Raw genomic sequence first — 26,758 nt, forward strand, 5'->3', positions numbered from 1 at the left:
AAGAATATTGTTTTTGTTGGTCAGAATATTGTTTAAACGAATGGTATGAACTACAAATAAAACATGACAAACTAAAAAGTAAACATCATACCAAAGACAAAAACTAAAATAGACTTAATTTCTCTCTCCGTGCCTCTGCGTCTCTGCGTGAGAAAAAAATTATAGGGTAGGCTTCTAGCCTGCCCCAATCAACAATATGCCAAAATCGCATCCCACTCATCTGCCGACAGAGGTATTACCTCCATTTCCATAGCAAAACAATCACAAGCTGAGGCTATCAAAGCATTAATTATTGTTTCTTGATTAATAGTTTCAGGAAATTGAACAGAACGAAAAGACTCCTGATTAAATACCTTAGCAAACAAATCCGCATCTGGATTTAACCGCATAGAACCATGTTGCAGAACTGCCTCACCTCTGCGTAATTGGGCGCTACCAATCAGTTTAGAACCATCTGCTAAAACTAAATCTGCACCTGTGGCCGTCCCAAAACAATTAGGATTATGAATATAACCGCGTCCAGCTTGGCCATAGTACAACTCGACACCGAGCGATCGCCATCCTTGAATCAAAAACTCACAAATCTTTGCATACACAGCCAGACGATTTCCCCTCAGTCCAGACGTGACCACAGAGTAAGTTAAATCACCTTGATGTAAAACCGCCCTCCCACCAGTAGGACGGCGTACCAAAGTCAATTTTTCACCTTCCCAAGTTAAATTTTCCCAAAATTCGGGATATTGACGTTGATGATAACCCAGGGAAATTGCGGATGGCGACCAAGTATAAAAACGTAAAGTTGGTGGATGTTTTCCCGACTCATGCTGTGCTAATAACCAGCGGTCTATAGCCATCTGGACATGACCAGAAGCTGTTAAAGTTGGAATAAGTCGCCACACCTGCCCATCCCCCAAGCTAAAATTATTGAAACTTAAACTGCCGCAAACTCAGATTGCAGATATTCATCATTATCATCAGCGATAGTTGCGACGATAGTAATAATGCGGGAAACTTCCCCCGGAGATAATTCTGCTAGAGTGCGTGTAGAAATCACCACCACTTGATTGTCAATAATGCCAAAACGGGCTTCAAAGGTACTCACACAGTTTAACTCTAATAGATATCGAGTTAATCTAGCTTCATTTTGAACAGGTAACTTCAGTACCGCAGCCCAGACAGTGATTGTATCTTCATCAGTAGTTCCCGTCAACTGCACAAATACTTCCACACTGCCATATTGAAATTTCCACAGATATCCACCCTCAGCACCATGACTAACCATGGCACTTTGATCTTGTGCTAGGGTATCAATCACATTTTCAATGACTTCCACATGGTTTGGGGCTGTGGTTTCTTGCACAAGTTCTTCCAGCAAGTCATCTGGGGATTGGGTTTCTAGGTAGCTTGCCATACAAATTTTTTTCTAATAATATAGTCACTGCTTTAATCTACTATCATGCTACCAAAAATGCCAGAATCTACTTTGCCTGTTGTCCAAAGTTGAGATGTGAGAATTTGAGAAAGTATTGACGAAGATCACAGCCATGTTGATTCCCATGACATAGCCTAAAGTTATTAGCCCATATATCAAATTTTGTCAAATTCACAATTATTTTTTCCCGGTTTCCAGCAGTTACGTCCAGAACCATTAGATGTAAGTTATATTTATCCTTACTGAGTGTCAACATCAGCTAAAGATTTTAAAATTTACTGTCTACCGTGTCTCATTCATGAAACATAAACAAAAGCATCTTTCGTTGACTGTACATCCGAAAATGCCTTTTGTCGGTTACATAAACTACCAAATTACTGGTTTAGTTAGATCAAGATGTAAAAATGACTGAAGAGGAACAATTTACTGATTTACGGCATCAAGAGATACGGAACTATGAGTTAAATATCGCATTGCTTAGGGTACAGCGATTGATCAAAACTCAAGTTGACAAATTGGGGTGATATCTGCTAAAAGGTTCTAGAATCTCAAATCTCACCGAAAAAAACCCAAAAATTTTCTGAGATTTTTCCGGATTAGCAAAAAAATCTGCGATTATTGTTACACTGAATTTAATAAGCACTATGAATATCAAACTTGATCACAGCACCCCATGTCATTTAACTTCTTTCTTTGCCCTACTCATGAAAGAAGGTCTTTCCCCCAATCAAATCGTCCTAGGCATTGTTCAATTAGCCACCCAAACTCATGAGTTAGATGGCATGATGGCATCAGCAGATTGTTTACGTTTACTATTGGTACTAATGCCAGCAGAAACCTGTGCTAAAGGCGTTTCCGAATATATCTCATCTTTAGCCGCAGAAGGCATTACCACCTTAATGTTATTAGATGCTCTCAGCCTAGCTTGCTACGTTTGTGGACAATCAGATGAAGCTAATCTAGTTCACTTGACTTACAAGAGACTACAAGCCGATGCTATTATCTCCCAAATGCTTCGTGATTAAGAACTAAATTATTAACTTTTCATACTTTTTTCACAATCAAACGATTTCCAAGTTAATTTGTACTCGTACATTTCAACATTGTGCGGAATATATCCGTTTGTTCATTAGGCAATCGGTCAAATACTATATATTTTGTTTGCGATTCTTAGCCAGCGGCTGTTACTTGAATGTCGCAATATTTTCCTGAGTTTGACAGCAGCACATCTATTGCTTGTCCTTGGGTTTAGAAGTCTCTAGTGCTGGAGTAATCCAGACATCAACAACTTCTCAACTTGCTCATTCACCCTGTTGATATTCCATTAAAGCTGTAAACTAAAATAGTTGTCTGCCAAATTGCCAAAACACTAGATCATTACCGGAACATTTCTGGAATTCTATATTGTGCCAATGAAGCGAGCATTTGGTTTCCAGGAGTTAGAAGTCGGAATAATCTAGAACCTGAAAAAGCATTTAAGGCAAAATAATGTAGAGACGTTTCATGGAACGTCTCTACAACCGTGTTTTATGAAATATTTGCTATAGGGAAATTTTTGACATTAAAAAGCGCCTGGGAGTGTTGCCGTGTTTCCACCCCAGACGCTTTTTAAACTTGCTCCTCACACACAAATATAATTTATCACTCTTTTAATTAAATGGCAAGTACCTGAGACAACAATTTTGGAAATTGTTTGAAAGAGGGAACAGGGCGCAGAGGGCAGGGGGCAGGGCGCAGGGGGAAACAATTTTCCCAATTGACCAATCACCAATTACCAATTACCAATTACCAATCAGCAATCACCAATCACCAATTACCTAATGTAAAAAGTGCCTAACACCAGTGACAACCATGAGTAAACCGAGTTCATTAGCGGCTTTGACAGAGTCTTTATCTTTGAGACTTCCCCCTGGTTGGACAATGGCAGTAATTCCGGCGGCTGCGGCTGCTCTGACGGTATCATCGAAGGGGAAGAAGCCGTCACTAGCGAGAAATGCTCCTTGGGCTTTTTCTCCAGCTTGTTCGAGAGCGATTTTTGTCGAACCGACGCGGTTCATTTGTCCCGCACCGACACCCAAGGTTGTGCGATCGCTCGCTATGACGATAGCATTGGATTTAACGTGTTTGCAAACTTTCCAAGCAAACAGCAACTCAGCTAACTCGCTGGGAGTGGGTTGACGTTCGGTGACAACTTGCCATTGACTAGGATCAGCAATGATATCATCAGCAGATTGGACTAAAAACCCACCAGCGATGGCTTTCACAGTGTCTTTTGGTCCAGTCAGCAAATCTGGTAAAATCAAAACTCGGACATTGCCCTTTTTCGTTAGAATTTCTTGAGCTGCTTCGTCACAACCAGGGGCAACCACGCACTCTAAAAATGTCTTTGTTAATTCCGTCGCTGTGGCTGCATCAATAGGACGGTTTAAAGCCACAATTCCCCCAAAAGCTGAGGTGGAATCAGCCTTAAAGGCTTTTTGATAAGCGTCGAAAATGTTGGCTGCTTCCGCAGTTCCACAGGGATTAGTATGTTTGATAATTGTCGCTGCGGGACTATCTGTAAATTCAGCAATTATCCGCCGTGCAGCTTCCAAATCTACCAAATTATTGTAGCTGAGTTCCTTACCTTGGAGTTTGGTAGCCGCAGCCCAACCAGTGGCTTCACTTCCCGTTTGATACCAGGCTGCGGGTTGGTGGGGATTTTCCCCATAACGCAAAGATTGGAGTTGTGTACCAGAAATAGCAAATTCTTCGGTTTGTGTGCCAGCTAAATAGGCAGCAATGGCATTATCATAACTAGCAGTGTGCAAAAATCCCTTTAAAGCAGATTTTTGGCGAAAATCTAAAGACGCTGACCCATTTTGGCGCAATTCTTGTAAATACTCAGCATATTGGGCAGGATCACATAATACCGTCAAATGGGCATAGTTTTTGGACGAAGCCCTTAACATTGCGGGGCCACCAATATCAATTTGTTCCACCGCGTCAGCTAGGGTAACTCCTGGTTTAGCAATAGTTTCCGCAAAAGGATAAAGATTCACAACTACCAAATCAATGGCTCGAATTTGGTTATCTGCCAAATCCGTTATATCTTGTTCCACATCTCGCCGTGCTAAAATACCACCATGAATGCGGGGATGAAGAGTTTTCACCCGACCGCCTAAAATTTCCGGTGAACCTGTATAATCAGAAACCTTGGTAACTGGTATGCCAGCATCTTTCAGGGTTTTGGCTGTTCCCCCACTGCTGATGATATCAAAGCCAAATTCCTCAACCAAACTCCGGGCTAAATCAATTACACCAGTTTTATTAGATACACTCAGCAGGGCTAAACGCGCCATAATTCCCCAGATTCCTTTGAACTAAATTGTTTTCTGTGAAGAACATTCTACCGAAAGGGTGGATAGAATGATAATTAGCTGCGGGAGTATTGGCAAAATAAGACATTGTGGAATTGAAGTAGAACGAAGATATGGCTACGCCACACAAGCTATCAAAATCTCAAACTTTGCACCTTTGCTCCTGTGCCTGTGGTGATCGTGTACCTCACTTCTTGTGTTAATGTTTAACTTCGGAGGTTGAAAGAATTCCCTAAACTTTCCGTAGAAATGTAAGGAATATCTGTCATGAAAGAATACATGAGTGCTTTAGAAGGGTTAGTTGAGCAATTAACACTAGCTGCAATTTTAGAGATGTTGGAGCGAATATGTCATAAAAAAGCGGAAAATTTGAGAACTCACTGGAATGATGAAGAAACCGCAAAGCTATGGGATAAAGCAGCTAGACAGATTGAAAATATCAATGTTGATATTTAAATGTTACAAAAATAAATTACTTCTCGTTTATGGTTATTTTCATTAATTGAAAATAACCTATTTTTAATTTTGCAGATAACTTACTTACCCCAAAAAACCAGCTAATAATAGTGGTAATAGTATCAGAGCCGACCCAATTAGAACCAGGGTGGCCGGATCAATTTTAATGTGGTTTCTTTGTGGATCACGCATTTGACAGAGTTACAAAAAATAATTATTTCATTATCTGATATTAGCAACCGATTGACAATGATCTATGCGAATAAATATTTTGTGATAACAACCTACTGCTTGTCCAAACCAAAGCCTATCTAAACTACCTACACAAGATTTTCCTAAAGATGTTCCCACGGGTTTAGGAAAATGTCCTTTTGGAGTATCTATGGATAATTGTAAATTAGATTCTGTATTTTTTATGCCTTCTTGTTTCCACCCTATTCTTTGTTGAAATTTCTGCTCTACTTCATAATCAAAATTAATTTTTCCATTATTTAATTGTTGCCAAATTTCAGTTTGGACAATAAAACCAAATCTATTTTGACTAGCATTCAACCATAATTTATCTATCTTCTGCAAAGCATCACAAGGAAAAGTTTCTATGGCTCTTGTACTTAACCATTTCTTCTTTTCCCTGTGAGTAATTTTCAACATCAGCGATTGTGTTTCCTCCCCAGCATCTTCCCAGTTTTTAACTTGTAAAGTTTTGCTTAATTGATGATAGTTTTCTTGACGATGTTGAGGATGCCAATAAATCCAATCTTGAATTTGATATGATGATAAAAATGATAAAAATGGAATTAAGCAGATTATTAGTAAAATAAAATACTTGCTCACAGAAGCAAGGATCTTATGGATTTTTTTTCGATAACGTTGATGATTAGTTGATACATAAATAAACTGTGAAATTTTTTTCATATCCTCATCTATAAAAAAGTACATAAGGATGAATGGTAAAAACAAAAATCCCAAGGTGGTGATAAGATTACCAATAGGATTATTGATAATTTCTGGAGTCAGAAAAATCAGAGGTATTGTAAAATAAATTAACATCCATATTAAAAAAATCTTTCCAGTGAGGATAAGAAATTTAGACAAAAATTTGCTAATTGTAAAATCATCTATCATACTCTATATTTTATGCTTTTCCTACATCCACTTTCAGACTTTATCAACTCCAATTCTATTATTTTAGCTTTAGAACCAAACTATTACTACGAAGGAAAATGTCCCGAAACTGGTGAAATTCTCAGATTACCCCGCACCCGTTTAGCCGAAGCTATAGCTAATAGTCTAATGCAACAACTTGAGAAAAATCACCTGTATTCCCATGAGGGAAAAATGTATGGTATTTTGTTAGTTGAATTACCCAATGGTGAACAACGAGTTATTAAAGCATTTTCTGGTTTATTAAATAGTAATAGTATGGTGGAAGGTTGGGTTCCTCCGATTCCTGGCAGACAGGAAGTAGCTTTATTGGAAAGCCAGATTCTAACGAAGTTAGAAGCAATTAAACAGGAAATAATTACCCTGGGGCAACTACCAGAAAGACAAGAATATCAAACCCTGTCCGCTGAATATACCCAAAAGTTACAACATATCATTTTACACCATGATCATAGTAAACTGCAACGACAGGAACAACGGCAAGAATTTTATCAAACTCTCACAGACGAATCTTTAAAAATTGCCTTGGCAAAACTGGAAGCAGAAAGCCGTCAACAGGGAATTGACCGCCGAAATATTAAACGTTGCCAAAATGAAAGTTTACAGCCATTACAGCAAATCATCACCGCCGCAGATAAGAAAATTACGGAACTAAAACAACAGCGGAAACAATTGTCTCGGCAATTACAAACAGAAATGCACGCTGCTTATAGCTTAACTAATTTTTATGGGAAATCTTTATCTTTACAGCAATTATTACCAGCAGGAACACCAACTGGCACAGGAGAATGTTGCGCTCCTAAATTATTACATTACGCAGCAAGTCATCAACTAAAACCTTTAGCAATGGCTGAATTCTGGTGGGGTAATTCCTCTGGAGAAAATAAAATACAGGGAGAATTTTATGGTGCTTGTCTAGAAAGATGTCAGCCATTAATGGGATTTTTACTATCAGGATTAAAACCACATAATCTGGAGATAATTTATGAGGATGAATGGCTAATTGCTGTGAATAAATCATCAGGATTATTGTCTGTACCTGGCCGTTATTTTCATAATCAAGATAGTGTAATTAGTCGTTTACGTCATCTATATAATCAAGAATTAATAGCTGTACATCGTTTAGATCAAGATACTTCAGGGATTTTATTAATAGCTAAAGATTCAGTTACCTCTGCTCAATTAAGTCAACAATTCCAACAAAGACAAGTTCATAAAGTTTATGAAGCTGTGCTTGCAGGTTCTCTGGATATTCAAGAAGGTGAAGTTAATTTACCTTTGTGGGGAAACCCTGACAATCGCCCTTATCAACAAGTAGATTTTGAGAGGGGTAAACCTAGTTTAACTTACTTCCGCGTCTTGGACAGGCAAGGAAAGTATACACGAGTAGAATTTATACCTCTTACCGGACGCACTCATCAATTACGGGTTCATGCTGCCGATACCAGAGGATTAGGAATGACGATTTTAGGAGATAAACTCTATGGTGATCATGCTGATACCAATAGATTATATCTGCACGGGAGGGAGTTGAGTTTTCAGCATCCCCATGTAGAAAAAATTTTACATTTACAGGTAAAAACACCGTTTTAACTAGGACATCTAATTTGTAAAGATATATTGACAAACATTGGAGGATGAACTTATTATTTAATATAACAAGCGTTCGATATAAAACCGATAACGAGCCATGCTATGCCGAAAATTGTTGATCATGAACAATACCGCAAAGAATTACTCGGTAAATGTTTCGATTTATTTGCTGCAAAAGGCTATGCGTCCATTACTATGCGGCAAATTGCTGCGGGTTTAAAGGTATCCACTGGGACGCTGTATCATTACTTTCCCAACAAACAAGCTTTGTTTGAGCAATTTGTCGAAGAAATTAGTCAGCAGGATGTAATTACAGCTTTAACAGAATTTGGAGGCAAAAATAACTTATCGGAATTAATGACAGCTTTGGGAGAATACCTCGTCAAAAATGAGGATTATTTAATTAAATGGACTTATGTTTGGGTGGATTTTTGTCAACATCAAGATTCAAAAATAATGCTGAATAATAGCATTGTTTTTAAACGTGCTAATCAACGATGTCAGCAAGTAGCCTGTGATTTATTAGGTGTTAAAGATGTGGTATTAGCATCATTCGTTTTAAGTTTTATCAATGGTGTCGTGTTGGAAAAATTATGGGGAAATAACAACATTAATTTTCCTGAACAATGCCAGCTTTTGGGTGAAATGGTGACAGCATATTTACAGTCAAAAAGCCAAGGTTGAAATTAATAATTAATCACAAACAAATGCAAATAAATTTATTTTTTTATTTGGAGAAATTAGATGAATTATAAACTGTTGTTTAAACCCGCAAATCAAGGGTTAATTGCTTCAATAATTGGGGCTACTGCGATTACAGTAGGAATTGCCATGTATGGAATTTCTAATTTTGGGCAAATGGGTAAAACTTCTGTAAAAGAATCAGAACCAATTGTCCCTATTCCCAAAATAGTTACTGCTTTAGGACGAATAGAACCAGAAACAGAAGTAATTAAGTTATCTGCACCTTTAGCATTAGATGGCGATCGCATTGCTGAAGTATTAGTTAAAGAAGGTGATAAAGTCAATGCAGGACGGGTAATTGCTATTTTACAATCCCGTGATTTGTTAAAAAATTCTGTCATTCAAGCCCAGAAACAAGTAAGAGTTGCCCAAGCTAAATTACAACAAATTAAAGCTGGAGCTAAATTAGGAGAAATTCAAGAACAAGCAGCAATTGTTGGTAGAATTAAAGCCCAATATACAGGAGATCAACAAGCCCAAGCGGAAAATATTGCCCGGATATCAGCCCAATGGGAAGGTGATAGAATTGCCCAAACAGCAACTATTAATAAATTAACCGCAGAACTCAAAAATGCAGAATCGGAATATCAACGTTATGAAAAATTATTTTCTGAAGGGGCAATTTCTAATTCTGTAATTGATAGTAAACGTTTAAATGTAGAAACTGCCAAACAAACATTAAGTGAATCCCAAGCTATTCTCAACCGGATTAATACTACAGCCAATAAACAATTAGCAGAAGCTAGAATTGCCCTCAATCGCATTAATACTACTAGCAATCAACAAATTAGTGAAGCCCAAGCTAAACTTAATAGTATTGCCGAAGTTCGTCCTGTGGATATGAATTTAGCACAAACAGAAGTTGAAAGTGCGATCGCTAATCTCAAACGGGCAGAAACTGAACTAGAAGCAGCTTATATTCGCGTCCCCATGAGCGGACAAATTCTCAAAATTCATACCCACGTCGGCGAAAAAATTGATAAAGAAGGTATTGCTGACTTTGCTCAAACTAACAAAATGATGGCAGTAGCAGAAGTTTATCAAACCGATATTAGCAAAATAAAATTAGGACAAAAAGCCATAATTACCAGTCAAGGATTTACCGGAGAATTACAAGGTATGGTTGTACAAATTGGCTTACAAGTCAAGCGCCAAAATGTTTTTAGTGATCAACCAGGAGAAAATTTAGACAGTCGCATTGTCGAAGTAAAAATTCGCCTGACTCCTGAAGATAGTAAAAAAGTTTCTGGCTTAACTAATTTACAAGTACAAACAGCAATTCAATTGTAATTACTTTCCCATAGAGGTGCAGAAAATAAAACTAATGATTAATAAAATATTTCGGAAAACGCCCCTAGCTTGGCGGCAGTTAATGAAAGAAAAAACGCGGCTAGTGATTGCAGTATCGGGAATTGCTTTTGCTGATATCCTAATATTTATTCAGATGGGTTTTGAAAGTGCATTATTTGATTCTGCTATTCAACCTCATCGGAATTTACAAGCAGATTTGGTATTAATTAATCCTCAATTTCAAACCCTATTTTCAGTCAAAAGCTTTTCTAGAGAAAGACTTTATCAAGCATTAAGTTATAACGGTGTAAAATCAGTTAATTCTATTTACATTAGTACGGGACAATGGCGCAATCCTCAAACAAAAATGGATCGATCTATTTTAGTTTGGGGTGTAGATCCATCTGCACCTGGGTTAAAATTTCCTGAAGTTCAAGCTAAGAAAAATGATCTGAAACAATTGAATCAAGTTGTATTTGATGAAGCCAGTCGTCCAGAATATGGAGAAATTGGCAAAGATTTTCGCGCAAATGGGAAATTCAACGCTGAATTAAGCGGCAAAAATGTCAGTGTTAAGGGTTTATTTCAAAATGGTGCTTCCTTTGCTGCGGATGGGAATGTAGTCGTTAGTGATTCTACTTTTTTGCAATTATTTCCTACTCGTAAAGCTGATCAAATTGAAGTTGGGTTAATTACTCTTCTACCCGGTGCTGATATTGAAAAAGTTAGAAAACAACTGCAAATAGGATTAAATCCAGATCCTAAAAATCCCTTTGTTGAAGTTGGTACTCCCGAAACATTTGCCCAAAAAGAAAGAACTTATTGGGCTAATGGTACAGGAATTGGTTTTATTTTTAGTTTGGGTGTGATAGTCGGTTTCATAGTTGGTATTGTCATTGTTTATCAAGTTCTTTATTCTGATGTTTCTGATCATTTACCAGAATATGCCACTCTCAAAGCAATGGGTTATACCGATAATTATCTATTACGAGTTTTATTACAAGAAGCATTGTTATTAGCAGCTTTGGGTTATTTACCTGCATTTTTTCTATCTTTTGGATTATATCAATTAACTTTTGCGGCAACTCTTTTACCCATAGGTATGAAGGTAGATCGGGCAATTAATGTTTTTATCTTAACGGTAATTATGTGTACTATTTCTGGAGCAATTGCTATGCAAAAACTCCGTTCTGCTGATCCTGCCGATATTTTTTAACCTTCTTCTGTTTCATGCAAAGGCACAAAAAACTATGTCATTAGACTTTACAACTATTGCTGTTTCCGCTAATTCTGTTTTAGAACCAATTATTTCTGTTGCTAATCTCAATCATTATTTCGGTAAAGGGGCGCTGCAAAAACAAGTATTATTTGATATTAATTTAGAGATTAATGCAGGAGAGATTGTCATTATGACTGGTCCCTCTGGTTCGGGCAAAACTACCCTATTATCATTAATGGGGGGTTTACGTTCTGCCCAAAATGGCAGTTTGCAAGTATTAGGACAGGAAGTATCTGGCGCAAATAAAGGACAATTAACTAAATTGCGTCGTCAAATTGGTTATATTTTTCAAGCCCATAATTTAATGAGTTTTCTCACAGCCAAAGAAAATGTGCGGATGTCTTTGGAACTGCATGAAAATTACCTCAAAGGCGATATTAATGCCAAATCTATAGCAATGTTAGAACACGTCGGGTTAGGAGAACATATTAATTCCTATCCAGAGAATTTATCAGGAGGACAAAAACAACGGGTAGCAATTGCCCGCGCTTTAGTTAGTCATCCAAAAATAGTATTAGCAGATGAACCCACGGCTTCATTAGATAAACAATCTGGACGTGATGTGGTGGAATTAATGCAAATGTTGGCAAAAGAACAAAACTGTACTATCTTGCTAGTCACCCATGATAACCGCATTCTGGATATAGCTGATCGGATTGTTTACATGGAAGATGGACAATTGAAAAGTGATGGAGTAGATATTGGAGTCAAAGTAAATTAATCCTCACTATCATATTGCAATTTCTCAATTTTCCCTTGATTGTTTTTGAGATTTTCGTATTCTTCTATCTCTTCAGTAAACTCCTCAATTTGGCTTTGTAGAGATTCTAAATAAGCTTCATAGCATATTTGTTTATTTTCATCTTCTGGCACTAGTTTACTTTTAAGTTGAGCTATTGCTAACTCAAATTTCTTCATTTCTGCCTTAGTAATACTGTACTGCCATTCATTGAAAATCATAATGTTTAACCTATAACTCATTTATTCAAGAATGACATTACCTAACCATTAAAATTAATTAAGTAATGCCAATTTATTCCTGATAATAGAACAACAAAATTGTTGTGTTAAGTAGAACGGCTTGAATAATTCAAAGTTTGTAGTGAGGAATTTATTCCTCATTTGAGGGCTGAAGCCCTCACTACGAAATCATCTCCAAATTTTTTACATTACTTAATCTACTTTGATTTATTTTCGTCTACTTACTTAATATATAATCTAACAATAAATCCAAAATTAATCTCTACCAAAAAACTCGCAGCCATTAACCCAGCAATACAGATGAGATTGTAAAATAACGCACTCCAACCCCAGACATTCCCTACCGATACTTGTTTATTAGCAACAATCTGTTAATCTAGCTGTGTGCAAGATTAATAAAATAGTCAATGGAAATTAGTAATTTATTTAAAGCCGGTGGCGTAGTCATGTGGCCACTGATGTTTTTTTCCGTCTTAGCAGTGTCCCTAATTATCGAACGAATTATCTTTTGGGCAAAAATCAGTAATCGTCAAAACCGCATTATCCAAAGTGTCCTCAAACTCTATCGTCAAGGTGATGTAGTTAGCACCTTAACAGCACTTCATAACAACACTGATTTACCCATGGCGCGGATTTTTTTAGCAGCTTTGGAATTAGAAGAACCCAACCCAGAAGAATTCCGTTTAGCTTTAGAAAGTGAAGCCCAGGCGGAAATTCCTTTATTAAAAAGGTTTCAGAACATTTTTGATACAATTATTGGTTTAGCCCCCTTATTAGGGCTGCTAGGTACAGTATTGGGGTTAATTGCCTCCTTTGCATCATTAAATATTGGCGATGTCGGTGGCACAAAAACCGCTGGTGTCACATCTGGGATTAGTGAAGCCTTAGTATCCACAGCAACAGGATTAGTTGTCGCTATTATTACGCTGCTTTTTGCCAATAGCTTTCGCGGAATGTATTTGCGGCAAATTGCTTGGATTCAAGAATATGGCGGCCAGTTAGAATTAGTTTATCGTCGTCGTTATGAAAGAGGGGATAAATCCTATGCGTCTACCAGATGAACCTGATTTACCAGCCCAGATTAATATTGTGCCGATGATTGATGTCATCTTTGCCATTTTGACATTTTTCATCATGTCCACCTTATTTTTAAATCGTTCCGAAGGATTGCCAGTTAACTTACCCAAAGCCGGCACAGCAAAAGCCCAATCATCAGCCGCACCAATTACTGTGACAGTAGACTCTGTAGGCAAACTCAGCTTAAACCGCCAACCAGTCACCCTCGATACTTTACCGACAGAGGTACAGCAATTAATGGGAAAAAATACTGAGGTAGTAGTGATTATTAACGCCGATCAAAGTGCGGCTCATGGGCAAGTAGTGATGGTTATGGATCGGGTGCGTCAGGTAAAAGGAGCAAAATTAGCGATAGCTACTCAAAAACCTTAACTGCCTAGTTGTTGGTTGTCAGTCGTGTTCTGCTTGCGTACATGAATCAAATATGATGGCTATAGTATTCTAAAATTAGAGTTAGTTGTTTTCACACCACATTTTTAGGAGATAATCTATGACTATTTGGGTAAATGAGCAAATTGATCCTTCTGGGATGATTCACGCCTGTATTGCCTGTTGTGATGAGTCTCAGGCGAAAGATTGTCATGAATCATACAAGAATAATTTGACCGAAACACAAAAAGCAGACGGCTGGATTGCACAATTAAGAACAGTTCAGTCTTGGGATGATGTCCCAGTTAATGCCTTAAAACTCAGTTAATCAGTTGTTAGTTGTCTAATTACCAATTACCATAAACTTTAAGATTAATTATGACAATCTACTTTTATAGTACCCGTGAGGAATATGGCTGTTTCTCTAACTTCTCATCTCATGGATTTGTTTTAGATGAATTATATTGGTCTACTAGCGAACATTACTTTCAAGCCCAAAAATTTCTTGGTACACCTCATTTAGAAAAACTGCGCTTAGTCAAAACACCAAAAGAAGCTGCCAAAATGGGCAGACAAAGAACACTTCCTTTACGTCCAGATTGGGAAGAAGTGAAAGATAATATTATGAGAAATGCGGTATTATGCAAATTTTCTACCCATGCAGATATTAAAGAAATTCTCCTATCTACAGACAAGGAAGAATTAGTAGAAAATTCACCTATTGATTACTATTGGGGTTGTGGTGCAGATGGTAGTGGTAAAAATATGCTAGGTATAATTTTGATGGCAGTACGGGAACAGCTAAAATCAATTTAAATCCTCTTAAATCAAAAGATATTCATGGCAATGCCAATATTTTATACAAGAGCTTGTCGGTATATAAATTTTCCTTAACCAAATAGTATTCCTACCCGTCTTTCTCCCTATTCCCTATTCATACAAGTAATTATGGCTACGTCACACCAAGTTATCAAAAATTAAACCGGATTCATGTATATACTGATGAATATTATAAATAATTGAAAAAATAATTACATATATAGAGGTATAACTTCTAATTGTGGGAATGCTAAAATATAGAGATTAGAAAAGAGGAATAAGTAAATGTTACAATATCCGAGGAGTAATATCTCAGAAGAAAATATTTACATAGAAATACCGTCAGCATATTTACCAATAGTAAATAATGATACTATAAAATATGAATTTAGTTCAGATGCAGTCACAGAAGCATCATCCCTAGAAGATATCCAAACACAACTATCAGCAGCATCTCAATTTATACATCAAGGCATTAGAGAACAAAAATCTGGTGAATTTCATCTAGCCATGAAGTCGTTGAAAAATGCACTCAGGCTATTAGAATCAATTAAAAATATAGAAAAACAATCCCAGGTACTAGCTTTTTTAGGGTTAGTAGCCTACAGTATGGCAGACTATGAAAACACTATCTACTATTGTCAGAAGTGTTTATTATTAATTAAAGAATATCCCGATCAGAAGATAGAAATGCAAGCTCTTTCCTGCTTGGGTAATGCTTACCGACATCTAAATGAATACGAAAAAGCTATTGATTGTCTGAATAAAGATTTACAAATTACCCAATATTTACAAGATCAGCGCAGTCAAGTAGCCGCACTGAATAATTTAGGATTAGTGTATAGAGCTTGTGGTAATTTTAAACAAGCAATTCAGTATTATTTACAAAGCCTGACAATTTTACAAGCACTCCAAGACAAGTGGGGAGAAGAAAAAGTCCTGAAAAATTTAGGTAATGCTTACTACGCACTAGAAAATTACCCACAAGCGATCGCTTTTTATGAAAAGTTTGTTATTTTAGCACGTTCCCTGAATAATCATCGTGCTGCTTCCCAGGTACTGAAAAATCTTGGTAATGCTTGCTATACTTTAGGAGATTATTTCAAAGCCATTCAGTATTATCAAGAAAGATTGCAACTAGCTAGAGAAATTAAAGACAAGCAAAGTGAAGAACAGTCATTAAATACATTAGCCGTAGCCTATGAAGCCATAGGTGAATATACTGAAGCAATTTTGTACTATGAACAACAATTAATCCTAGCTCAATCAATTCAAGATACTCGCAGTATTGAAAAAGCCTGTGCAAGCTTGAGAGCTACTTGCTACGCTTTGGGTGATTATGCCAAAGCTATGCAATACGAGCAAAACCCTTAGCAAGAGGGAATAAAACCTATTGATTGGGTTAAAAGCTATTTCATAGCGCACCGTGGCGTATACCTGCGGTAGCTATGCTAGAGCCATGTTTTACAATAACTGGATGTTTTCATCCCACTAATAACCGCGATAAGTCCATTAATTGATAGGATGAGATTCACACAACTAACAATCTTCCTCCTCAATATACTGGAGTTGCCAGTTACCATCACAAATTCCATGCAGCACGAAACTCAACTTAGTCTCTTTGATAACTCTAGCTTGAACCAACGAGAGCTAATTCCTAGCAGTAGCAAAATTCCCATTGCTCCCGGAACTTATGAGAATATAGGAGAATTAGAAAAACACTGTAATAACTGTCACCGTTGTGCATTAGAGCAAAACCGGACTCATGCAGTAGTTGGACGTGGTAATCTCCAAGCCGAAATTATGATTATTGGGGAAGCACCGGGAAAAAACGAAGACGAAACAGGTTTACCATTTGTAGGTAGATCAGGACAATTACTAGAAAATATCTTAGCATCAGTAAATTTAAGTACAGAAACAGATATATATATTGCGAATATTTGTAAGTGTAGACCACCGGAGAACCGTGTACCTACCAATGAAGAAGCAGCGGCTTGTAAACCATATTTATTCGAGCAAATTCGCCTAGTTGACCCAAAAATTATCTTATTAACAGGTGCAACCTCCGTCAAAGGTGTAATTGGCGATAAACGGCCGATTACGAAAATTCGTGGTCAATGGCTAGAGTGGGAAGGACGTTTATGTATGCCTATTTTCCATCCCTCCTATTTATTGCGTAACCCTTCACGGGAACAAGGAAAGCCGAAGTGGTTAATGTGGCAAGATATACAGGTAGTGCGTGCCAAGTTTGATGAACTCAAGAACCAAGGCAAAAACTAAAGCATTGCAGAATCAATTACCAATTATCAATGCTGCTGTAACTTGGTAAAGTTAAAAAATCACAAAATATCAAGTCATCAGATTTTTACCGCTAAAACATGGGCAGTCCAAGAAAAATGAACTGGGAACTCGATTTTTACTCCCGTCCGATTTTGGACGAAAATCAAAAAAAAGTGTGGGAAATGTTGGTGTGCGAAAGTCCCGAAGATATCCGCACCCAGACAGATTCTCTGTTTCGCTATGCTAAATATTGCCCCAGTACCCAGGTAAATTCGGGTTGGTTGCGAACAGCAATCCAGGAAGCGATAGAAGAAGCCGGTGCAGCACCTACCAAAATCCGCTTTTTCCGTCGGCAAATGAACAACATGATTACAAAATCCTGTGAGGATGTGGGGATACCCGCTGTACCAAGTCGGCGGACTTTGCTTCTCAATCAGTGGATACAGCAACGCATGAAGGAAGTCTATCCCCAAGAACCGGGATATCAAGGATTGACCAATCCCTCCGTGCGTTTAGATAGACCTTTACCCCAGCGTTTACCAGATGCTTTGGAAGGAAAACAATGGGCTTTTGTTACCTTAGAGGCTAGTGATTTTGCGGATATGCCCGATTGGGAAATTGGCTTTGGTGAAGCTTTCCCCCTGGAATTGGCGCAATTGTCCCCAGAAACTCGGATTCCAGGAATTTTGATTTTCTCTCCCAGGGCTTTACCGATAGCGGGTTGGATGTCTGGTTTAGAAATGGCTTATTTGCACTTTGACACCAAGCAAGGAAACCGCTTGATTTTAGAAACTGGGGCAACGGAAAGTTGGGTTGTGGCTAATATCCGCACTCCCGAACTTCTCGCAGAGGCCCAAGGTTTTGCGGTAGCCAAGGAACAAGCCAATGGAGTACATTTTATTGGTGTCCAGTCCGATGCCCAATCCCAAGCTTTTGCAGGATTTTGGCTGTTGCAGGAAATCAATTTGCCATAAAAAACTGTAACTGTTGATGACACGCTAATGGGATAATAGACTGCGTCTATTAAGCGATTTATATCCAAAATCCATAATTCATAAAGGGACATGGGTTCTGAAAATTTGTTACAAGATACACTGGCGGAACAACTGCTAGAACTTGCCCTCAAGTCTGGTGCTGAGGCGGCGGAAGTGTATCAATCACGATCGCTTTCTCGACCAGTTTTTTTTGAAGCCAACCGTCTCAAACAACTAGAAACTAGCCAAGCTGAGGGGACAGCCCTGCGGCTATGGCGGGATGGTTGTCCCGGTTTGACGGTGGCCTATGGCGATGTTGATCCTCAAGCAATGGTGGAGAAATCTTTGGCACTGAGTCAATTAAATCCACCGGAAACAGTTGAATTAGGTAGTCCTTCGGGGCAATCTTACCCAGATTTAGGTACATCTGTATCTGTCGAGATGTTGATTAATTGGGGCAAAGAAGCGATCGCCCTAATTCGTGATGTCTATCCAGATATTCTGTGTCATAGTGACTGGGAATGTGATGTAGAAAACACCAGACTCATCAACAGCAACGGTTTAGATTCTCATTACACCGATACCACTCTTAGCTGCTATATGTCAGCGGAATGGGTCAGAGGTGATGATTTTCTCAGTGTTGCTGATGGCCAAACCCAACGCTATCAACTCAACCCAGAGAAAATAGCCAGCCAAATTTTACAGCGATTAAATTGGGCTAAAGAAAATATTCCTAGTCCCAGTGGTCGTTGTCCTGTATTGTTCACTTCTAAAGCAGCAGATATGTTGTGGGGAACTGTGCAATCAGCGTTGAATGGGAAACACATCTTGGAAAAAGCTTCCCCTTGGGTGGACAGATTGGGTAAACCAGTCATTGCCCCCACCCTTACCCTTTACCAAAATCCAGAAGCCGGTCCCTATAGCTGTCCCTTTGATGATGAAGGTCATCCTACCCAGTCATTAATATTTATCGAAAATGGGATTTTACGGAATTTTTATAGCGATCGCACCACCGGACGACAATTAAACACTGGTAGCACTGGCAATGGTTTTCGTCCCAGCTTAGGTAGTTATCCCACTCCTGGGTTATTTAATTTCCTGATTCAACCCGGTGATCTTTCTCTAGTAGACTTAATTAGAAAAATGGATAATGGCTTAATTATCGATCAAATGTTAGGTGGTTGTAGCGGACTATCGGGTGATTTTTCCGTCAATGTTGACTTAGGATATCGGGTGAAAAATGGTCAAATAATTGGCCGGGTTAAGGATACGATGGTCGCAGGAAATGTCTACACAGCCCTGAAGCAAGTAGTCCAACTAGGTGGCGATGCTGATTGGAATGGTTCTTGTTATACACCATCACTGATAGTGGAAGGACTATCCATCACGGGTAAAAATAATTAAAAATCCCATGCTAACCAATCACTTTCGGAACTTTTGGCAACCTAGAAGGGGTTTAGCTATAGCAGAAGCTTCTGTAATTGGGATAGTAGCCGCTTTATCTGCGGTATTACTCAAACAAGGTTCAGGGTGGTTGGGGACATGGCGAGTGCATACTACCCACATTTTTCCAGCCTGGATATCGCTGCCAGTTATTGGCATTAGTCTCGGATTTCTTTCTGGTTGGTTAGTCCAGCGATTAGCGCCGGAAGCGGCTGGTAGTGGGATTCCCCAAGTCAAAGCCTCTTTGGCAAACGTGCCAATCAAACTATCATTGCGAGTGGCTGTTGTCAAGTTAATTACTGCAATTATTGCCTTGGGTTCGGGGTTAACCTTGGGTAGACAAGGGCCTACAGTCCATGTTGGTGCAGCGTTAGCAGCAGGAATGAGTCGCTTAGTTCCTACCTCTCCAGATCACCGCCGACAGATGATTGCCGCGGGGGCTGGGGCTGGTTTAGCAGCGGCTTTTAATGCGCCTCTGTCCGGCGTACTATTTATTATTGAAGAGTTATTACAAGATTTATCAGGCTTAACTTTAGGAACGGCAATTATCGCTTCTTTTATTGGTGGTGTAATTTCCCGGTGGTTGGGTGGGGGTAGTCTCCAACTAGACTTGGAACTAATTAAGCACTCTAGCAGTTTTTCCCTATTGGAAATTCCCATCTTATTAATTTTGGGAGTTTTGACGGGTTTATTAGCGGCTTTATTTAATCGGGGATTAATTTTCAGTATTCAAGGTTATCGCCGCTTACATATTAGTTTACCTTTGCGGACAGCTTTAGCCGGTTTGGCTTCTGGTTTGATTATTGCCTCACTTCCTGAATACTTTCGAGATAATGCAGGTTTACGACAATATATGATTGCTAGTGAACCGAATATTCCTTTAGCAGCAATCACCTTTATTACCCAATTTATCTTAACCTTAATTGCCTTTGGTTCTGGCGCACCGGGGGGATTATTTGCACCAAGTTTAATTTTAGGTTCTTGTTTAGGACATATGATTGGCGTATGTGAATTGCAAGTATTTGGAGTGGGTTCACCGACTACCTACGCATTAGCCGGAATGGGGGGATTTTTCAGCGCCGTTTCCAAAGTTCCCATGACTGCAATTGTGATTATTTTTGAAATTACCACAGATTTTAATTTAGTATTACCTTTAATGGTGGTTTCTGTAACATCTTATCTAGTGGCGGAGAAAGTTGTTCCTGGTTCACTTTATGACAAACTTTTAAAATTAAATGGCATCACTCTCAAAAAAGAGAATCCAATTGAGGGCATATTAACACAGTTAACTGCTAAAAATGTTATGCAGCAACAGGTCGAAACCTTAGAAGCCGACATGACAGGAGATGAAGTTATCAAAGCCTTTTCCCGTTCTCATCATCGTGGTTTTCCCGTTGTAGACAATAATAAATTAGTAGGACTAATTTCCCAAACCGATTTACAGAAAGTCCGTAATCATCTCTCACCTCACGAAACTCTGTTAAAAGAGATGATGACACCCAAACCGGTGACAGTATCACCAACAGATAGATTAAGTCATGTTCTTTATTTATTAGACAGATATCAAATTAGCCGTTTACCTGTGGTAGATAGTAAAAAGTTAATTGGGATTATTACCCGTGCTGATATTATTCGGGCAGAAGCAGATCATCTGAATGGGGAAAATGGACTCACAGGCCCCCAACCAGAACCTTCTTATTTAGTTTACCAAACTCGTTCTCCGAGTATTGGTAGAGGTAGATTATTAGTCACCCTTGCCAACCCAGAAACCGCCCCCGCACTATTAGAAATGGCTGCTGCTATCGCCCGCGATCGCCATTATGAAATAGAATGTTTACAAATTATTCTCGTCTCCCGTCATAGTTCTCCAGCGGAAACCCCAGTCAACACAGCAAAAAGCCGCCGTTTACTCCGACAAGCGGAAACATTAAGCAAAAAATGGGATATTCCCATTCATACCCAGATTCGTGTCGCCCATGATATCGCCCAAGCTATTTTAGAAACTACCAAGGAACGATATATAGACTTAATTTTCATGGGTTGGAAGGGAAATACATCTACCCCTGGGAGGATTTTTGGAAGTGTAGTAGATACTATAATTCGTCAAGCCAACTGTGATGTTGTCTTGGTCAAATTAGGCAATAATTTCCATTCCTACCAGCAATTTAAACGCTGGTTAATACCCATGGCTGGGGGGCCAAATGCACCTATTGCCATTAAATTATTACCTGCTTTAGTAACTTTGGAAAACGACATAGAAATCCGCTTAACTCAGGTAGTTAAACATGGGGAAGTTGCACCAGATATGACGGTTTTAGAGGAATCTACTCGCCAATTAATGCGTCACCGCAATTTACAAAGTAATGTTGTCGCTGCATCTTTGCAAGCGGAATCCGTTATAGCGGGAGTCATTGAATTAGTCAAAACTGAAAGTTTCGACGTTGTAGTTTTGGGCGCTTCCCGTGAGGGATTATTACAACAAGCAATTCAAGGTAACATTCCCGAAGCGATCGCTTCTGGTGTTGATAGTACCGTAATTTTAGTTAGAAGCGCAATTAGGGAATAATTTCGTCTCAACTATGATTTGTGTAATTTACCTGATTTCCATGATTTCCATGAGTTTTTGACTACCTTTAATCAGATTGATCATAAAAATCATCATTCAGACGTAGAAGAAGTGGCAAATCTGAGAGGCAAAGATAGCACATAACGGTATCCTGATTCTCGTGAACCTTGAATAGAAATTTCTCCACTATGTAATTTTGCTAAATGACAACTTAACAAAATGCCTAGTCTTTCACGGGACATATTAGCAGATAACTTACTAGCTTTATCGAATAGAAAATTACCTAAAATATCTGAGGAAAAATCAAGGGAGTTTAGGGTATTTCTTGGCTGATTAGGATCATTTGTATATTCATCTACCACAGCTATAATTTCCGAAGAATTGAGGTAAAAATAAGAATCACAATCAGTAATCCCATCTCCTAACCAAGGATGGGATACCCACACAGTTACAGATAAAGTATCTTCCTTATAAGTAACGTGAATTCTAACTATACTACCCATAGTAGAAATTTGAATCACGCTAAAAATCAAGTGATACAAAATTTGCCGCACCTTATATTTATCTAAAGATAATAGGCGATTATGTCCTGGTTCTATAGATAGGCGAATATCTTGATCACGACGGATAGCTAAATCCTCTAAAGTATTGATAACCTGTTTACAGAGCATTTCAATATCTACAGGAGCTAAATTTATCACATGAGAATTTTCATTAGTTGCGTCTAATTCAGTAATTTCATTAACTAAAGAAAGTAAATACCTGCCACTGTGTTGGACGATTTCTAGATATTCTTTCTGTTTAGTTGTCAAAGGGCCATAAATTTCCCTTTCGAGAACACCAGTCATACCTAATATAGATGTTAAAGGTGTCCGTAACTCTTGAGTTAGCTGGTTTAACAGTTCTAATTTAATTTGTTGACTGAAATCAAAGTCTATTTCCACACTAGGAGGAGCAATTTCTAAGTTAATAGTCTGTTCTTCTGGGAGCGGAAATTTGGGGTGAGGTTTATTATTCCCTACTTCTGGATTATTTTGTAATAATCGGTTGCGCTCAAATTCACTCATACTCCAACGCGCAGTGATTTGTAAAAACTCAATATCACGATTTGTGAAAATACGAGGCTGACGAGACATAACTGCTAATGTACCTAAGCAGTTGCCTGCTGCATCAATTAAAGGCACTCCCATATATGCCCGGATGCCATAATTACGGACCAACTTACTTTCTTGAATGAGGGAATTTGTTTCCTTGCTGATATCATTAATTACTAAAATCCGTGAAGTTTCGACTACCTGAGTGCAAAATGACTCCCGACGCAAAATTTGACGGTTACGAGCTAAATCATTCATCAATCCTAACCGAGATAAGCCCACCGCCGATTTAAACCAATGAAATTTTTGATCAATAAATCCCAAAATAGAAATTTCTACTTCTAAAAAGTGAGCAGCGGTTTGGGTAGCTTCTTCAAATACAGGAATTATTTCTGACTGTCGCAAACCCAGCTTTGATAAAGCTTGGAGGCGTTTTTGTTCTTTTGTGGTTATGGAATTACAATCACTTTGAGGAGCAAATAATTTATTTTCTGAGTTTACCATTGTCATTACTGCCTTGATAACTGCTTGATATTTTAATTTGAATAATCTCTCAAGGTTATTCCTTCCTATTTCTAAGCATTCCCCACTTGTGACGACAATCAATACCTGATTAGAAAAAATTAACCCTTTTGTCTCTTGTCTGTTCCCTATTCCCTATTCCTCCTTCCCTACTATATAATTATTAGTATCAATAACTGACACATATATCGGTTATCCTACTTATTGAACAACTAGATTACCAACTTCTCTAGGAAGTCTGGGAACTGGGAAGAGTGAGATAGTTTTTTAGGCTACCCAACCACCAATAAAATGACTGTTAAAATTCCTTTTGTAGATTTGAAATTCCAACACCAGCCAATTCAATCTCAACTGCACCAAGCAATAGAGAATGTATTGACTAATGGTGACTTTATTTTAGGACAAGCAGTATCAGATTTTGAAACAGCCTTCGCAAAAGCTTCTGGCACAGAATACGGAGTTGGAGTAGCATCAGGAACAGATGCGATCGCACTGGGGTTAGAAGCTTGTAATATTGGTACTGGTGATGAAGTAATTTTACCTGCCAATACCTTTGTTGCCACATTAATTGCCGTGCTAAAAACGGGAGCAAAGCCAGTTTTAGTGGATTGTGACCCGAAAACAGCCTTAATTGATTTAGAAGCAGCCGCAAAAGCCGTTACGCCCCAAACTAAAGCCATTATCCCCGTCCACCTCTATGGACAAATGGTATCACCCAGCCAGTTATTAGATTTTGCCCATACCCATCAAGTCATCATTTTTGAAGACGCAGCCCAAGCACACTTAGCTGAAAGAGAGGGATACAAAGCCGGTGCAGTGGGAAAAGCCGCAGCCTTTAGTTTTTATCCCAGCAAGAATTTAGGAGCTTTGGGAGACGGAGGAATGCTGCTAACAGCAGACGCAGAGATAGCGGCAAAAGTCCGCCGTTTACGAAATTATGGCTCATCTCAAAAGTATGTTCATGTAGAACCGGGAACTAATAGCCGTTTGGATACTTTGCAAGCAGCTATATTACAACAAAAATTACCATATTTAGCTCAGTGGAACAGCGATCGCTTCACCATTGCCAATGAGTATAATACAAAACTAGCACATTTAGCATCTCTGGGGATTCTGCCTATAGAAAACCAAAGTAGTACAGGTCATGTTTATCATCTTTATGTCATTAAAATAAGTGAATCTTATCCCTTAACCCGCGAACAAATACAAACACAACTAACAGCAGCCGGAATTCAAACAGGAATTCATTATCCAATCCCCTGTCATCTGCAACCAGCATTCACATATTTAGGTTATCAAAAAGGTGATTTTCCCCATTCGGAAAAGCTATCTGTCCAAATATTATCATTGCCCATGTACCCAGGTTTGAATAGTCATCAAATCGCAGAAGTTGTATCTGCTATGGGAATAGGGGAATAGGGGTGTAGGAGAAGAAAAACCAATGACTAATGACCAATTACCAATTACCAATTACCCAAATAATATGACATTTCCACAACAGTTAAAAAAAACCAACACAACACAACTTTTAACTTTCGGAATTATAGGACTTTTAATGCTACTTTATGCACCGATATTAATAACTTGGGTAGATGGTTGGTTACACAAAAATATTAGTATAGAACACGAATATTTCAGTCATGGTATTATTGGTATACCATTTGCATTTTACCTAAGCTGGTTAAACCGAAAAAAATGGCAACGTCTTCCAGATGTTAGTAATCCTTTTGGTTTATTATTATTAATAGTTGGCGCAGTATTTTACTTAAGTGGTGTTACGGAATGGGTCAACCTTTCCTTACCTGCGATACTGACTGGAATTTGTTTGTGGTTAAAAGGCATCCCCGGTTTAAAATTACAGGGATTTTCCCTTGTCTTAGTATTTCTCGCTACTCCCACAGCCATACCATACATCATCACTCCTTATACATTTCCGTTACAAAGCTTTATTGCTGGTACAGCCGGGTTTATTCTCAATCAAATGGGAATGGATGTAACTGTAAATGGTATAAATATTTATGTAGGTGGAAGAATTGTGGAAGTTGCTCCCTATTGTGCAGGACTGAAAATGTTGTTAACTACCCTCTACGTCAGCCTGATGTTACTTTATTGGACAGAAGCTTTATCTTCTCGTCGCATCAGTGCGATATTTTTATCTGCTGCTATGATTATCAGTGTAACTGCTAATATTATTCGCAATACCTTTCTGACATTCTTTCACGGTACAGGCAATGAAGGAGCTTTTGTATGGCTGCATGATAGTTGGGGTGGCGACCTATATTCAGCTTGTATGCTGTTATCATTAATACCTCTACTTAATTGGCTGAATACCTATTTTACAGTAGAACCACATACTGATTTTCAAGAGCAATGAGAAACAACAGAGAACGTTCATCTTCTTCCTGACTCCTGACTCCTGACTCCTAACTCTTAACTCCTAACTCCTAACTCCTGACTCCTAACTCCTGACTCCTGATTCCTGACTCCTGACTCCCGAATTTCTTATGATTTCCCCATTTCAGTTGATCAAACGACAACACTGGTATCAGTTAGCTGTGCTGATATTATTATTAATACTTTTGTTAGTGGGAGCAGTTCCCGGATATTTTACAGGAAAATGGCAATGGAAACAGCCCCCACCAGTTACCAACCTCAAGCAATTAAGACAGATTCGCAAAGTCGGATTAACCCTGCCTGGGTGGCAGACTATTGAACAATCCCCACAGCTAATTGGTGAACACAAATGGTCTTGGCAACGCATCAAGAAAGAAGGAACTTCTACAGAGGCTATATTGATTTTGCTACCGCAAAACGGACCCAAAGATAAACCACAAATAGAATGGACAGAGGTGGATAGCTGGGGGAATTGGGATGTAGCTCAAGATAGTCTCAGGGAATTTACTGTGAAAATGCCCTCAAAGGAAGGTGCAAATGCGACAATTAGAGTTATGGCTAATTTTTTCCGTGCTGCCACAAAACAGCAAACTTTTGCCGTTTTACAATGGTATGCAATGCCAAATAGTGGTAATATAACACCGTTTAATTGGTTTATTGCAGATCAATTAGCACAATGGCAGCGTCAGCGTATTTATTGGGTGGCGGTTACTATTTTGCTACCAATAGAGCCTTTAGGACAAGTGGAAACATCTTGGAATCAGGTGCAGTCACTGGGTGAAACTGTACAGAAAACTTTAATAACGGAGGTTTTGTAAATTTAGATTTTTCATAAAAATATATTGAGCAAATTCCCAAGGTATAAAAAACAGTGTTAATACTAAAATTAAAAACTATTTAACTAATGTTGATATTTACTAGT

Annotated in this window: 25 protein-coding genes; 19 read left to right on the forward strand and 6 right to left on the reverse strand. The window is 38.5% G+C overall.

Annotated features, from left to right (window positions below; genetic code table 11):
* Positions 1-188: 188 nt before the first annotated feature.
* Entirely contained in the window at positions 189-914 is a 726-nt protein-coding gene (locus FJR11_RS18505) for a biotin/lipoate A/B protein ligase family protein (RefSeq protein ID WP_174763111.1), read from the reverse strand.
* 17 nt (positions 915-931) lie between these two features.
* On the reverse strand, positions 932-1,411 hold the full coding sequence (locus FJR11_RS18510; protein ID WP_168506301.1) for a YbjN domain-containing protein: 480 nt from the start codon (positions 1,409-1,411) through the stop codon (positions 932-934).
* A gap of 665 nt (positions 1,412-2,076) precedes the next feature.
* On the opposite strand from FJR11_RS18510, the gene FJR11_RS18515 reads away from it, so the two are divergent.
* The gene (locus FJR11_RS18515; protein WP_168506303.1) at positions 2,077-2,457 is read left to right on the forward strand and encodes a hypothetical protein; all 381 of its coding nucleotides are present in this window, start codon (positions 2,077-2,079) and stop codon (positions 2,455-2,457) included.
* Positions 2,458-3,249: 792 nt separating this feature from the next.
* Here the strand turns inward: FJR11_RS18515 and purH are convergent.
* A complete protein-coding gene (gene purH, locus FJR11_RS18520) occupies positions 3,250-4,773 on the reverse strand; it encodes a bifunctional phosphoribosylaminoimidazolecarboxamide formyltransferase/IMP cyclohydrolase (protein ID WP_168506305.1) in 1,524 nt (507 codons plus the stop codon).
* Between the two features lie 285 nt (positions 4,774-5,058).
* Between purH and FJR11_RS18525 the strand changes: the two genes are divergently transcribed.
* Positions 5,059-5,247, forward strand: coding sequence for a hypothetical protein (locus tag FJR11_RS18525; RefSeq protein WP_168506307.1), 189 nt, complete (start codon positions 5,059-5,061; stop codon positions 5,245-5,247).
* 222 nt (positions 5,248-5,469) lie between these two features.
* On the opposite strand, the gene FJR11_RS18530 is transcribed toward FJR11_RS18525, so the two are convergent.
* A complete protein-coding gene (locus tag FJR11_RS18530; protein ID WP_168506309.1) occupies positions 5,470-6,162 on the reverse strand; it encodes a GUN4 domain-containing protein in 693 nt (230 codons plus the stop codon).
* 222 nt (positions 6,163-6,384) lie between these two features.
* On the opposite strand from FJR11_RS18530, the gene FJR11_RS18535 reads away from it, so the two are divergent.
* From FJR11_RS18535 to FJR11_RS18555, 5 genes are all read left to right on the forward strand, one after another.
* Positions 6,385-8,004, forward strand: a complete 1,620-nt coding sequence (locus FJR11_RS18535; protein WP_168506311.1) for an RluA family pseudouridine synthase — start codon at positions 6,385-6,387, stop codon at positions 8,002-8,004.
* A 102-nt stretch (positions 8,005-8,106) separates the two neighbouring features.
* Positions 8,107-8,688: a TetR/AcrR family transcriptional regulator gene (locus FJR11_RS18540; protein ID WP_168506313.1), complete on the forward strand. Its 582-nt coding sequence runs from the start codon at positions 8,107-8,109 to the stop codon at positions 8,686-8,688.
* Positions 8,689-8,748: 60 nt separating this feature from the next.
* Positions 8,749-10,038 (forward strand): ABC exporter membrane fusion protein, encoded by a 1,290-nt coding sequence (locus tag FJR11_RS18545; protein WP_168506315.1) that lies wholly within the window; start codon positions 8,749-8,751, stop codon positions 10,036-10,038.
* Positions 10,039-10,072: 34 nt separating this feature from the next.
* Entirely contained in the window at positions 10,073-11,254 is a 1,182-nt protein-coding gene (devC, locus tag FJR11_RS18550) for an ABC transporter permease DevC (RefSeq protein ID WP_168506317.1), read from the forward strand.
* A gap of 34 nt (positions 11,255-11,288) precedes the next feature.
* The gene (locus FJR11_RS18555; protein WP_168506319.1) at positions 11,289-12,038 is read left to right on the forward strand and encodes a DevA family ABC transporter ATP-binding protein; all 750 of its coding nucleotides are present in this window, start codon (positions 11,289-11,291) and stop codon (positions 12,036-12,038) included.
* Here the strand turns inward: FJR11_RS18555 and FJR11_RS18560 are convergent.
* Complete coding sequence (locus FJR11_RS18560) at positions 12,035-12,277, reverse strand: hypothetical protein (protein WP_254444783.1); 243 nt, start codon at positions 12,275-12,277, stop codon at positions 12,035-12,037. The genes FJR11_RS18555 and FJR11_RS18560 overlap by 4 nt on opposite strands.
* 428 nt (positions 12,278-12,705) lie before the next feature.
* Here FJR11_RS18560 and FJR11_RS18565 point away from each other — a divergent pair, with 428 nt between their 5' ends.
* The 9 genes from FJR11_RS18565 to FJR11_RS18605 all read left to right on the forward strand — a co-directional run bounded on the left by FJR11_RS18565 (position 12,706) and on the right by FJR11_RS18605 (position 21,826).
* Positions 12,706-13,359: a MotA/TolQ/ExbB proton channel family protein gene (locus tag FJR11_RS18565; RefSeq protein ID WP_168506321.1), complete on the forward strand. Its 654-nt coding sequence runs from the start codon at positions 12,706-12,708 to the stop codon at positions 13,357-13,359.
* Positions 13,343-13,747, forward strand: coding sequence for a biopolymer transporter ExbD (locus tag FJR11_RS18570; RefSeq protein WP_168506323.1), 405 nt, complete (start codon positions 13,343-13,345; stop codon positions 13,745-13,747). The genes FJR11_RS18565 and FJR11_RS18570 overlap by 17 nt, the downstream gene beginning before the upstream one ends.
* Positions 13,748-13,865: 118 nt before the next feature.
* Positions 13,866-14,072, forward strand: a complete 207-nt coding sequence (locus FJR11_RS18575; protein WP_168506325.1) for a glycogen debranching protein — start codon at positions 13,866-13,868, stop codon at positions 14,070-14,072.
* A gap of 50 nt (positions 14,073-14,122) precedes the next feature.
* Complete coding sequence (locus FJR11_RS18580; RefSeq protein ID WP_168506326.1) at positions 14,123-14,560, forward strand: NADAR family protein; 438 nt, start codon at positions 14,123-14,125, stop codon at positions 14,558-14,560.
* 288 nt (positions 14,561-14,848) lie between these two features.
* On the forward strand, positions 14,849-15,937 hold the full coding sequence (locus FJR11_RS18585; protein ID WP_168506328.1) for a tetratricopeptide repeat protein: 1,089 nt from the start codon (positions 14,849-14,851) through the stop codon (positions 15,935-15,937).
* 219 nt (positions 15,938-16,156) lie between these two features.
* Positions 16,157-16,843, forward strand: a complete 687-nt coding sequence (locus FJR11_RS18590; RefSeq protein ID WP_168506330.1) for a uracil-DNA glycosylase family protein — start codon at positions 16,157-16,159, stop codon at positions 16,841-16,843.
* Between the two features lie 116 nt (positions 16,844-16,959).
* Complete coding sequence (locus FJR11_RS18595) at positions 16,960-17,817, forward strand: Tab2/Atab2 family RNA-binding protein (RefSeq protein ID WP_371417583.1); 858 nt, start codon at positions 16,960-16,962, stop codon at positions 17,815-17,817.
* Between the two features lie 90 nt (positions 17,818-17,907).
* Positions 17,908-19,221: a TldD/PmbA family protein gene (locus tag FJR11_RS18600; protein WP_168506334.1), complete on the forward strand. Its 1,314-nt coding sequence runs from the start codon at positions 17,908-17,910 to the stop codon at positions 19,219-19,221.
* A gap of 7 nt (positions 19,222-19,228) precedes the next feature.
* Positions 19,229-21,826: a chloride channel protein gene (locus FJR11_RS18605; RefSeq protein ID WP_168506336.1), complete on the forward strand. Its 2,598-nt coding sequence runs from the start codon at positions 19,229-19,231 to the stop codon at positions 21,824-21,826.
* Positions 21,827-21,918: 92 nt separating this feature from the next.
* On the opposite strand, the gene FJR11_RS18610 is transcribed toward FJR11_RS18605, so the two are convergent.
* Positions 21,919-23,424, reverse strand: a complete 1,506-nt coding sequence (locus FJR11_RS18610) for a GAF domain-containing sensor histidine kinase (protein WP_168506338.1) — start codon at positions 23,422-23,424, stop codon at positions 21,919-21,921.
* A gap of 309 nt (positions 23,425-23,733) precedes the next feature.
* Here FJR11_RS18610 and FJR11_RS18615 point away from each other — a divergent pair, with 309 nt between their 5' ends.
* The 3 genes from FJR11_RS18615 to FJR11_RS18625 all read left to right on the forward strand — a co-directional run bounded on the left by FJR11_RS18615 (position 23,734) and on the right by FJR11_RS18625 (position 26,654).
* Positions 23,734-24,861, forward strand: a complete 1,128-nt coding sequence (locus tag FJR11_RS18615) for a DegT/DnrJ/EryC1/StrS aminotransferase family protein (RefSeq protein WP_168506341.1) — start codon at positions 23,734-23,736, stop codon at positions 24,859-24,861.
* Positions 24,862-24,925: 64 nt separating this feature from the next.
* The gene (gene crtB / locus FJR11_RS18620; protein ID WP_168506391.1) at positions 24,926-25,816 is read left to right on the forward strand and encodes a cyanoexosortase B; all 891 of its coding nucleotides are present in this window, start codon (positions 24,926-24,928) and stop codon (positions 25,814-25,816) included.
* Positions 25,817-25,946: 130 nt separating this feature from the next.
* The gene (locus FJR11_RS18625) at positions 25,947-26,654 is read left to right on the forward strand and encodes a cyanoexosortase B system-associated protein (protein WP_168506343.1); all 708 of its coding nucleotides are present in this window, start codon (positions 25,947-25,949) and stop codon (positions 26,652-26,654) included.
* The last annotated feature ends 104 nt before the right edge of the window (positions 26,655-26,758 follow it).

Source organism: Anabaena sp. UHCC 0187 (assembly GCF_009712035.1).
Lineage (GTDB): Bacteria > Cyanobacteriota > Cyanobacteriia > Cyanobacteriales > Nostocaceae > Dolichospermum.